The sequence below is a fragment of the Parapedobacter flavus genome, from assembly GCF_035818675.1.
Classification (GTDB): Bacteria; Bacteroidota; Bacteroidia; order Sphingobacteriales; family Sphingobacteriaceae; genus Parapedobacter; species Parapedobacter flavus.
This window is the reverse complement of the sequence record NZ_JAYKZZ010000001.1, coordinates 839,321-849,526: the sequence shown is the minus strand read 5'-3', so window position 1 is coordinate 849,526 and position 10,206 is coordinate 839,321. Positions and strand designations below refer to the sequence as shown.

Sequence of the window (10,206 nt, the reverse complement as noted above, 5' to 3'; positions counted from 1 at the left end):
GGGACTGACAAATAAAACTAAATCCCGGGTTTACCGGACAACAATGTTATGAAATATTTTAACGAGTTAGCAATGTTGTTGGATCAGGAACAGGCTTTTGATAAAGCCCAGCATGAAGCACTGCTGCTGCAGCGTTCCGTTCGGGAACGGACTACGCTTGGCGTTACTTGGTTTCCCATTGCCATCACCAATAGCGAATTAGGGCGGGGTGATTACCTGACCATCACGGTAAGCAAAAACAACCACCCCGAAGAAGGTCATCGATTCAGGTTCGGCATGCCGGTTGCCTTGTTTTCAAACCATAATCCCCGGGAAGATCGACTTCAGGGGGTCGTGGCATTTGCCGGTCGTGACGCTATGCGGATTTCGTTTCGGGTAGACGAACTTCCAGCATGGAGCCGCGGGGGCAGGCTCGGGGTCGACCTGCTGTTTGATGAAAATTCATACAAAGAAATGCATCGTGCACTGCATGAAGCCAGCCTCGCGCTTACCGATAAAAAACAAGGCAACCTGGTGAGGCAGCTCCTGCGCGAAACCGATGTTCGCGAGCCTGCGCCCAACCCCGTCTATGAAAACGGCAACCTGAACCCCAGCCAGAACAAGGCGATAGCTCATATATTGGATGAAAGCCCCCTATCCATCTTGCACGGGCCTCCCGGCACGGGTAAAACGACGACGCTGGTCTATGCGGTGCAAGCGCTCTTGAAGCAGCGACCCCAACAGCTCCTCGTCGTCGCGCCGAGCAATACGGCCGTAGACGTATTGACCGAACGCCTTGACGCGGCCGGCGTATCGGTAGTCCGCATTGGAAACCCGGTAAAGGTTTCCGATCACTTACAAGAACTCACATTGGATGACCGGGTGGACAGCCACACCTCCCGTAAGACGATCAGAACCCTTGAGAAGCAAGCCCGAACCTATATCGACATGGCGCATAAATACAAACGCAATTTCGGAAAGGCCGAGCGGGAGCAGCGGAAAGCGCTTTTTGACGAAGCTCATAAAATCCGGAAAGAGGTTGATCAGCTACTGGATTATATAGTGCAGGATGTATTGAACAGGGCGCAGGTGATTACCGCGACCTTAGTGGGCGCCAACCATTACACCATTCGCGATAGACGGTACCAGACCGTTATCATCGACGAAGCGGCACAGGCACTAGAACCCGCCTGTTGGATCCCTATCTTGAAAGCCGATTGCGTTGTGCTAGCAGGCGACCATTGCCAGTTGCCCCCGACGGTAAAATCCAACCGGCAGGCCACCGGGGGATTATACCATACCTTGTTCGAAAAATCAGTCGCGCAACACCCCGCCCACGTATCGATGCTGGAGATACAGTACAGGATGAATGCCCAGATTATGAAATACCCCTCCATGGCCTTTTACGCCGACCGATTACAGGCAGCGCCTACCGTAGCCCATTGGACATTGCCCGGCGATGGCAGCCCGATCTTGTTTATCGATACGGCCGGCGCGGGGTTTGAAGAAACCGTCGTCGATCACGCCATCTCCAATAAGGAAGAGGCCCACTTTTTACACAAACACCTTGTTTCTTTGGTCACAAACCTTGGCCCGCCTACAGGCCCAGCCTTTCCAAGCATCGGCATCATCACGCCGTACCGGGCCCAATCACTTTATCTACGTGACATCATCGCGCAGGATGAAAGGTTGCGGCCCTATTCAAGACTGCTGCAAGTGAATACCATTGACAGCTTCCAAGGCCAAGAAAAAGACGTGATCTACATCAGTTTGACGAGGAGTAATGCAGCACTGCAAATCGGCTTTCTAGCCGACACCAGGCGGATGAATGTGGCCATGACCCGTGCCCGGAAAAAACTGATTGTAATTGGAGACAGCAGCACCATTGGACAGCACGATTTTTACGGTGGATTTCTGGATTATATCGACTCCTTAGCCAGCCATCACAATGTATGGGAATGGCATAATGAAGGTTGACGGGAGGCAGGTGTGATTAATAAATAACTTGTTATTTTAGCAAAAAAACGGTACATGGAAACAAAATTTGAAGGAGGGATAAACATCGCAATCAAAATCCCGAAGAGCAAATACGAAAAGACGGTTGCTTTTTACAGGGATATTCTGAAGTTGGAAGTGGAAGAGAAACCGATAGACCATCCGACGGTCTCCAGAACACACCAAGTGAAATTCGGAAACAATCAGGTTTGGCTGGATTGTGTGGATAATTACACGCATTCCGAAACCTGGCTGGAACTGAATGTACCTGATGTGGGCAGCGCTGCGAAGCACCTACAAGCACACGGTGTTGAAACCTGCGATGAAATAGAGCAACTTCCCGAAAATATGCATTGGATTCAAGACCCCGCCGGAACGGTATTTATTGTAAAAAGCGCTGGCGCCTACGATTCAGCGTCGGCGGCGCAATTATAAATCCGGATCATCCTGGCAGATTTGTTTGTTTCGGTAACCAGCCCGAACAAACATCCAGCTATGCGACTTGAAATCCCTGGTTCGCTCCGACAATACCCGACGGAAATCAGTCGGTTCGCGTTATGACTGGAATCAGGTGAATAAATTTCGTAATATTGCCGCTGACATGTATCCTACGCTATTAGCAACGCATTCATTGGTCCGCTGGCTTGTGCTGGCTGCGTTGCTTATTGCCTTGGGTTGCGCCTACAACGGTTGGTTCTCCAAAAGGAAATTTTCCCGGTTTGATGATGCTGTGCGCCATTGGACGGCAACTATCGCCCACATCCAACTGATATTGGGCCTCTGGCTCTACACCATCAGCCCCTTTGCCAATCAATTCCTTCGGGATTTTAGCGATTCGGTCCACCAGCGGGACCTTCGTTTCTTCGGCATGGAACACAGTTTGATGATGGTCGTAGCCGTCGTGTTGATTACTGTCGGTTCGGTAAAAGCAAAGCGGAAAACCGTGGACACTAGCAAATTCAAAACCATGGCCGTATGGTACACGATTGGCCTATTGATTATCCTCGCATCGATTCCCTGGGTGTTTTCACCGTTTACCAGCAGACCGCATTTCAGGCCCTTTTTTTAAGCATATATATGTGCTCCGCTTTCTTTTCGTACCTTTGATATATTTAGCAAAATGAGCAAGTTATTCATAAAAAATATGGTCTGCAATCGTTGTATCATGGTGGTACAAAACGAGATGGACAAACTTGGCATAGGTGCGAACAGCATAAAACTGGGCGAGGTCACACTTGATCATGAATTGTCGAGCGAGAAAAGGAAGGCGTTGGATGGCGCGTTGACTAGCGTGGGGTTTGAACTCATCGACGACAGGAAGAGCCGCATCATCGAGCAGATCAAGACCATCATCATTGAATTGGTGCATCACCGAGAAAGCGATAAGAAATACAACCTATCGGATGTGCTCAGCCAGTCCCTCAACCACGATTACAGCTACCTTTCCAATCTGTTTTCGGAAGTGGAAGGCACTACCATCGAAAAATATTTTATCGCCCAGAAAATCGAAAAGGTGAAGGAACTATTGGTGTATGACGAACTGACCCTTAGCGAGATTGCCTACCGCCTCAACTACTCGAGTGTGGCCTACCTAAGCAATCAGTTCAAAAAGGTAACCGGGCTTACCCCCAGCCATTTCAAGAAAATCAAAGAAGATAAACGGAAACCGCTGGATCAGGTGTAAATCTTACAAAACAATTCCAGAATTCCACAACGACCAGAACGGATTTAGTTGCCACCTTTGTAGGGTACGATAACAGCGTGAGACATGGCAACATCAACAGCAGATAAAAATTCAATAAAACAAACCTACCCGGTATTGAACATGACCTGCGCATCCTGTGTGACCAGCGTGGAGAGCATGGCGAAATCAACCACGGGGGTGGTCGACGCGTCGGTCAATTTCGCGACGGCAACACTGTCTGTTGAATACCAGCCAGCGCTGACCGACCCGCTTGCTTTGCAGCAAGCCATCCGCTCAGTGGGTTATGATTTACTCCTCGAAAGCGAAGACACCCGGCAGGAAACATTGGAAGCCATCCACGAGAAGCAATTCCGGTCGTTAAAACGGAAAACGAGCTGGGCTGTTGCCCTTTCTTTACCGGTAGTGGTAATTGGAATGTTTTTCATGAACATGCCTTATGCCAATGAAATCATGTGGGTGCTTTCTACGCCCGTGGTGCTGTGGTTGGGCCGGGGCTTTTATATCAACGCCTGGAAGCAGGCCAAGCACCGCAAAGCCAACATGGATACGTTGGTCGCCTTGAGTACCGGTATCGCGTATGTATTCAGCGTTTTTAATATGCTGATGCCCGAGTTCTGGCACGAACTGGGCCTTGAGGCACACGTGTACTTCGAAGCCGCAGCGGTCATCGTTGCATTCATACTGCTCGGGAAATTATTGGAGGAACGGGCGAAAGGCAACACCTCGTCTGCTATCAAGAAACTGATGGGCCTGCAACCGAAAACGGTTACCTTGGTGTTGGCCGATGGCCGGGAACAACAAACCGCTATTGAGGACGTGCATGTGGATGACGTGGTGTTGGTAAAGCCGGGTGAAAAGATTGCGGTGGATGGAATGGTCATCTCCGGCAGCTCGTATGTGGACGAAAGCATGCTAAGCGGCGAACCGCTGCCAGTGCTTAAAAAGGCAGACGAAAAGGTCTTCGCCGGCACCATCAACCAAAAGGGAAGCTTCCGGTTCAAAGCGGTGAAAGTAGGCAAGGAAACGATGCTTGCCCAAATCATCAAAACGGTGCAGGATGCGCAGGGTAGCAAAGCTCCGGTGCAGAAACTTGTCGATAAAATCGCCGGCATTTTCGTTCCCATTGTGATCGGTATCGCCATCCTTACGTTTATCCTATGGGTGGCGCTGGGGGGAGATAATGGCGTTGTACACGGGTTGTTGGCAGCCATCACCGTATTGGTTATCGCATGTCCCTGCGCGTTGGGCCTAGCCACCCCGACAGCCATCATGGTAGGCGTAGGCAAAGGCGCCGAAAACGGTATACTCATTAAAGATGCCGAAAGCCTGGAGCTGGCGAAAAAGGTAGATGTCGTGGTATTAGACAAGACCGGGACCATCACCGAGGGTAAGCCGGAAGTAACCGGCGCCAAATGGCTAAACGGCGACGACACGGCAAAACAGGTATTGTTCAGCCTGGAAAAACAATCCGAGCACCCGTTGGCAGCCGCAGTGATCAATCACCTCGCCGGCGTGACAGCGGTAGATTTGGCCGCATTTGAAAGCATCACCGGCAAAGGGGTGAAAGCGGTATACGACGGCGAGACTTATTTTGCGGGCAATAAAAGGCTTCTGGTAGAGCATAACGTTTCCATTGCAGCCGAACTGCAACAACAGGCCGACGAATGGGGTAAGCAGTCGAAAACGGTCATCTGGTTTGCCGACCGCACACATGCGCTGGCCGTATTGGCCATTTCGGATACGATAAAGGAAACATCCGTATCGGCCATCAAACAAATGCAGGAAATGGGCATCGCGCTCTACATGCTCACGGGCGACAATGAAGCCACGGCTAAAGCCATTGCGCAGCAAACAGGTATTGCGCATTATAAAGCAGAGGTTTTGCCACAGCATAAAGCGGATTTTGTGAAAGAACTCCAACGGCAAGGGAAAACCGTGGCCATGGTGGGCGACGGCATCAACGACAGTACGGCGCTGGCTACCGCCGATGTAAGCATAGCGATGGGGAAAGGCAGCGACATTGCGATGGATGTGGCAAAAATGACCATCATTTCATCCGACCTTACAAAGATCCCGCAGGCCATACGGTTGTCTAGGCAGACCGTGGCGACCATCAAACAGAACCTGTTCTGGGCATTCATTTACAACCTGATTGGCATCCCGATTGCAGCAGGGATACTATACCCCATCTATGGCTTTTTGCTCAACCCGATGATCGCCGGAGCGGCAATGGCCTTGAGTAGTGTGAGTGTAGTGAGCAACAGCTTGCGGCTGAAATGGAAAAAAATAAACGATTCATCAACGACTATAAATTCAAACAAAATGGAAAACAACAATCAACATTTGCAATTTAAAACAAACATCAACTGCGGCGGCTGTGTGGCCACAGTAACGCCGTACCTCGACCGGCTAGACGGCGTTGCGCATTGGGACGTAGACACGAACAACAAAGACAAAATATTGACGGTATCAACTGCCGGTGCTTCCGTACAACAAATCATCGAAACGGTGCAGCAGGCGGGCTTCAGCATCGAGCCGGTCGTCGAAAATTAAGAAGTATCTGTACGACACGTAGCGCGAACAGCAGTACGATTCCCGTCGGCCTGCCTAAGAAATGTTAATCAAAACATATGGGTATACCTCGGTGTTAGTCCCTATACACGAGTACGCATCTTCTAACGATTACCTTATGAAAGATTCCAAATCGATGGATAAGCCTGAAAACGGGGTCGGGCAATGACGATATCGAAAAAGAGTAGCCGGTTTGGTCGTGGATATCATAAAACAAAAAGATCATGGTAAAAGATCACGGTAAACAAATCAAGGACGACGAGAAATACGAAGCCTTGCGCGATGACGGTATGAGCAAAGAAAAGGCTGCCCGCATTGCCAACACGCCCAACGCCAGCAAAAAGGGCGGGAAAGCTAGTGACTTGGATGAGCGCACGAAGGATGAATTGACCAAAGAGGCCAAGAAAATCGGCATTGACGGGTATTCCAAGTTGAATAAAAAACAGTTGATAGAAAAAATCAGGCATCATTGAACGCCCCATGTACACCAAAACCAAACAACTTGCCTATATTGCTGCGATTGCCATGTTGTCGGCCACAGCCTTATATTTAGCCGCACCTTTCCTCATTCCGGTTGTGCTCGCCGCCCTACTCGCCATGTTGTTGGTCCGTATCAGCGATTGGCTGGAAAGGAAGGGCATGAGCCGGGCGGGCTCATCCGCTACCGCCGTGTTGCTGTTTATTGGAGCTATTGCCCTGCTAGGCATTATCCTGACATGGCAACTAGGCCAGTTGACGAGTAGCATTGATGAAATGAAAGAGCGGCTTGCTAGTGGTGCAAAAGAGCTGCGCGATTGGGTAAGCGATACGGTCGGCATCAGTATCGACGACCAAAACAAAATGATTGAAGAACAAACCAGCCAAGCATCGGGACAGGCCAATGCGCTACTGATGAGTTTTGTAAATTCGCTCGCCAATATTGTTGTCAATGCGGTACTTATCGTCGTGTATATCTGGTTATTCCTGTATTATCGCGACCATCTGAAGCAATTTTTTTTGCGAATTGTTCCGCAAGACAAGAGAAAAAACGCCCAAGCCATCATCCAAAAGTCGGAAGCCCTTTCGGGGCATTACCTCACCGGCCTGTTTAGCATGATCGCCATGTTGTGGGTGATGTATGGTATTGGGTTTTGGATCGTTGGACTACAAGGAGCGGTACTCTTTGCTATCATCTGCGGCATTCTCGAGATTGTACCCTTTCTTGGGAATCTAATCGGCAACCTTATCGCGATTTTTGCTGCGTTGGTACAGGGAGGTGATTTGGGGATGATCGTTGGAATCGTTGCGGTATACCTAACGGTACAGTTTTTACAAACATACGTATTGGAGCCGCTGGTTGTTGGCCAGCAGGTGAATATCAACCCCCTATTTACCATCATGGGTTTGGTGGCTGGAGAGTTCCTTTGGGGCATCGCGGGCATGGCGCTCGCCATTCCGGTTATCGGTATTGTGAAGATAGTCTGCGACAATGTGCCGGGGCTCCAAGCCTACGGCATGCTGATCGGGCCGGCAAATACCCCAAAAAAGCGACCATCACTCACCCAAGTTTTTAAGCGTAAGGCCGTCCGCAGTAACTAAGTGGAAGGTTTCGTGGCGGCGTGTTCCAAAAAAGCCAATAGGCCTTTTTCCGTTTCTTTCTTGGTGAGCATACGCTCCCCATTTCGTAGGGTTGCGAGGTACTCGGTTAGTGTGCCGTTTTTATAGGCTTGCACAATGCTATCCGGTACGTAATACTGTTTACAAACCGTACGCGTATTCCCTAACCGTTGAGAAACCTTATCCAATACCGATACGATGTTGGCTTGACATTCCTGTTCGCTGGCATACGCACTGCAATGGGCGAAAAAACGGAAGGCCCAGAAACTGGCGTACCAAGTCCGGTAATCTTTTGAAGAAAACGATACACCAGCATGCGCTTGGATATATGTATTGACATCTTGAGACCGTAGCCTGCACGGCGACCCATCGCTTTCCTCCACGTATTGAAACAAATAAGCTCCTTTTAATCGGGCTAATGCCTCCAGATGGCTTGCTAATCGGGAGCTTCTTATTTTAATTTCCTGTCGCACCCCCTTTTTGCCCTTAAACCGAAATACAGATTCCCCCGCTGTGATACGGACATGTTTCTTTTTGAGTGTAGTCAATCCATGGCTTCCGTACCGGCGAAGATACTGATCGTTGCCAATACGAATCAATGTCTCCTCTGTCGTTTTTAATGCGATGGCGGTCACCTTTTCTTTCGTTAATACTTTACACCGCATATCCGTTGCGATCCGCCGTCTTAAACGAGGCAGCACCTTTCCAAATGCGGCGATTCTTGTTAGTTTCTTGGCCTGCCGCTCGCTGGTCCATTCGGGATGGTACAGATACTGTTTCCGGCCCTCCTCGTCGATGCCTGTGGCTTGGAGATGTCCTTTTTTACTGGGGTTTATCCACACCTCTTTCCATCCTGGCGGGATGACCAGCGCACGGAATCGCGCGAGCTTCGCTGCATCTGCAACCCGATTCCCTGCTACATCCGTATAATAGAAACCCCGTCCGCATCGCACCCGACCATAGCCGGCCACCACATCCAATAAATAACGAAGCTTGATACGTTTTCGCTTAAGGGTTGGTTTCGTTTTCGTGCGTTTGGATGAAATCAAGTCCTTCTTGTGTAATTTCCAACATCGCATTGCCGAAGGGCTTATGGTCTTTCATTTGAAAGGCCACCAGCAAACCAGCTGCCTGCAGTTCCGCGGCGGCCTCGTGCATCACCGTCGGATCGATATCCAGCTCCTCGGAAAACTTCTGAATGGATCCCGTGGACCATCGGCTCAATGCATGCAACAATTGCCAAGCGTGGTGTGTCATTATGTGCGGTATGTGTGCGTTATTGCTCTCCCCGCGCCATGCGACCTTGTGCCTGGCAAAAAAACAACGCTAGTCTCAGGTTTTCAAGCGTCCGCATGCGCGACTCCTCCTGACCTTTGTTATCGCTGATGCTTCCCTCATTCACCTTGTCATACAGCATTTCGCCTTGGTGACCAGTGCCCCGCGCTGGTATGCCATTTGATTTTACACTCTTCATACTATATCGTTTTCATCATAGTGACTCGGTTGGGTAATGGTTATTTACAACGTCGATTACATCGTATATTTCAAATGGCTTACGGATATAGGCATTAGCTCCACAGTGCGCTGCGATATTGTCGATTTCACGAACTGCCGAAATCATAATAATCGGTATGCTCGCCGTCTTCTCATCCGAGCGCAGCTCCTTACAAAGACTGCTACCCCAACACCAACTAAGCCCCTCATCCATTAATATAAGGCCGATATGGTTATCTTTTAAAAGCCTATGCATCGCCTTCCCGCTGTCCGTAAGCACTTCGTAGTCTTCAAATTGCATGATTTCCGCGACAACATCAGCCATGTCCGGATCATCTTCGATATACAAAATTTTCTTCCTCATGGGCACCTATACTGGTCAATTACGTAGTTGATAATCCGTTTATTAAGTTTACGCAGTTTAACTGGCCACTGTTATCTTCATAACGCTGGGTATCCAAAAAGATTGTACGAACGTATCCATATAATATTTTTCCGGTATTATACTTTTGTTTACTTCGCTGGTGTATCTTGGCTACTGTCCGTTTGCAGGCGGTTCCCCTCTCCTGGCTTGATGGCGCCTTTAGACGCGCGCTCCTTAGGCACGGTATGGAGCTGCTCATCTTGCGGATCGATCCCTGCCTCGTAGTTTTTTTGCTGCTTTTTTTCTTTCAAATCGTCTCGTACCCGGATGAGGCTATCGTCTTTCTTGTTACGCAGTTTTTCACTGTTGGCCGTGAGCGAAGCGTTCTCTTTCTTTATCGCCATATCTTGTTTGCTTTCGCTATAGATGACAATTGGCAGCATTAAAATGTTTGAAAAATCTCAAACCATCAGTAAATCGAATTGTTAGCCCCTTTGCAATG

The 10,206-nt window shown here is 49.4% G+C and carries 12 protein-coding genes; 7 read left to right on the top strand and 5 right to left on the bottom strand.

The window, feature by feature from the left end; genetic code table 11:
• The first annotated feature begins 48 nt into the window (after positions 1 to 48).
• The 7 genes from U9S71_RS03505 (at position 49) to U9S71_RS03475 (ending at position 7,828) form a co-directional block, all read left to right on the top strand.
• Positions 49 to 1,956: an AAA domain-containing protein gene (locus tag U9S71_RS03505; protein ID WP_326325273.1), complete on the top strand. Its 1,908-nt coding sequence runs from the start codon at positions 49 to 51 to the stop codon at positions 1,954 to 1,956.
• A gap of 54 nt (positions 1,957 to 2,010) precedes the next feature.
• The gene (locus U9S71_RS03500) at positions 2,011 to 2,409 is read left to right on the top strand and encodes a VOC family protein (RefSeq protein WP_326325271.1); all 399 of its coding nucleotides are present in this window, start codon (positions 2,011 to 2,013) and stop codon (positions 2,407 to 2,409) included.
• A 136-nt stretch (positions 2,410 to 2,545) separates the two neighbouring features.
• The gene (locus U9S71_RS03495) at positions 2,546 to 3,043 is read left to right on the top strand and encodes a hypothetical protein (RefSeq protein ID WP_326325269.1); all 498 of its coding nucleotides are present in this window, start codon (positions 2,546 to 2,548) and stop codon (positions 3,041 to 3,043) included.
• Between the two features lie 96 nt (positions 3,044 to 3,139).
• Positions 3,140 to 3,658, top strand: a complete 519-nt coding sequence (locus tag U9S71_RS03490) for a helix-turn-helix domain-containing protein (protein ID WP_436410299.1) — start codon at positions 3,140 to 3,142, stop codon at positions 3,656 to 3,658.
• Between the two features lie 84 nt (positions 3,659 to 3,742).
• Positions 3,743 to 6,232, top strand: coding sequence for a heavy metal translocating P-type ATPase (locus tag U9S71_RS03485; RefSeq protein WP_326325267.1), 2,490 nt, complete (start codon positions 3,743 to 3,745; stop codon positions 6,230 to 6,232).
• Positions 6,233 to 6,474: 242 nt separating this feature from the next.
• Positions 6,475 to 6,723 (top strand): Rho termination factor N-terminal domain-containing protein, encoded by a 249-nt coding sequence (locus U9S71_RS03480; RefSeq protein ID WP_326325265.1) that lies wholly within the window; start codon positions 6,475 to 6,477, stop codon positions 6,721 to 6,723.
• Between the two features lie 7 nt (positions 6,724 to 6,730).
• Positions 6,731 to 7,828, top strand: a complete 1,098-nt coding sequence (locus tag U9S71_RS03475; protein ID WP_326325263.1) for an AI-2E family transporter — start codon at positions 6,731 to 6,733, stop codon at positions 7,826 to 7,828.
• On the opposite strand, the gene U9S71_RS03470 is transcribed toward U9S71_RS03475, so the two are convergent.
• From U9S71_RS03470 to U9S71_RS03450, 5 genes are all read right to left on the bottom strand, one after another.
• Entirely contained in the window at positions 7,825 to 8,895 is a 1,071-nt protein-coding gene (locus U9S71_RS03470) for a DNA topoisomerase IB (RefSeq protein WP_326325262.1), read from the bottom strand. The genes U9S71_RS03475 and U9S71_RS03470 overlap by 4 nt on opposite strands.
• Positions 8,855 to 9,103, bottom strand: a complete 249-nt coding sequence (locus tag U9S71_RS03465; protein WP_326325261.1) for a MarR family transcriptional regulator — start codon at positions 9,101 to 9,103, stop codon at positions 8,855 to 8,857. The genes U9S71_RS03470 and U9S71_RS03465 overlap by 41 nt, the downstream gene beginning before the upstream one ends.
• A 19-nt stretch (positions 9,104 to 9,122) precedes the next feature.
• The gene (locus U9S71_RS03460; protein ID WP_326325260.1) at positions 9,123 to 9,320 is read right to left on the bottom strand and encodes a hypothetical protein; all 198 of its coding nucleotides are present in this window, start codon (positions 9,318 to 9,320) and stop codon (positions 9,123 to 9,125) included.
• A 15-nt stretch (positions 9,321 to 9,335) separates the two neighbouring features.
• Positions 9,336 to 9,704, bottom strand: coding sequence for a response regulator (locus U9S71_RS03455; protein WP_326325258.1), 369 nt, complete (start codon positions 9,702 to 9,704; stop codon positions 9,336 to 9,338).
• A gap of 149 nt (positions 9,705 to 9,853) precedes the next feature.
• Positions 9,854 to 10,108, bottom strand: a complete 255-nt coding sequence (locus U9S71_RS03450; RefSeq protein ID WP_326325256.1) for a hypothetical protein — start codon at positions 10,106 to 10,108, stop codon at positions 9,854 to 9,856.
• Positions 10,109 to 10,206: the final 98 nt, after the last annotated feature.

What these genes read in the sequence shown, in the direction of transcription:
- U9S71_RS03505 (WP_326325273.1), top strand. Translation starts at nt 49, where the DNA reads ATGAAATATTTTAACGAGTTAGCAATGTTGTTGGATCAGGAACAGGCT.
- U9S71_RS03500 (WP_326325271.1), top strand. Translation starts at nt 2,011, where the DNA reads ATGGAAACAAAATTTGAAGGAGGGATAAACATCGCAATCAAAATCCCG.
- U9S71_RS03490 (WP_436410299.1), top strand. Translation starts at nt 3,140, where the DNA reads ATGGTGGTACAAAACGAGATGGACAAACTTGGCATAGGTGCGAACAGC.
- U9S71_RS03485 (WP_326325267.1), top strand. Translation starts at nt 3,743, where the DNA reads ATGGCAACATCAACAGCAGATAAAAATTCAATAAAACAAACCTACCCG.
- U9S71_RS03480 (WP_326325265.1), top strand. Translation starts at nt 6,475, where the DNA reads ATGGTAAAAGATCACGGTAAACAAATCAAGGACGACGAGAAATACGAA.
- U9S71_RS03475 (WP_326325263.1), top strand. Translation starts at nt 6,731, where the DNA reads ATGTACACCAAAACCAAACAACTTGCCTATATTGCTGCGATTGCCATG.
- U9S71_RS03465 (WP_326325261.1), bottom strand. Translation starts at nt 9,103, where the DNA reads ATGACACACCACGCTTGGCAATTGTTGCATGCATTGAGCCGATGGTCC.
- U9S71_RS03460 (WP_326325260.1), bottom strand. Translation starts at nt 9,320, where the DNA reads ATGAAGAGTGTAAAATCAAATGGCATACCAGCGCGGGGCACTGGTCAC.
- U9S71_RS03455 (WP_326325258.1), bottom strand. Translation starts at nt 9,704, where the DNA reads ATGAGGAAGAAAATTTTGTATATCGAAGATGATCCGGACATGGCTGAT.
- U9S71_RS03450 (WP_326325256.1), bottom strand. Translation starts at nt 10,108, where the DNA reads ATGGCGATAAAGAAAGAGAACGCTTCGCTCACGGCCAACAGTGAAAAA.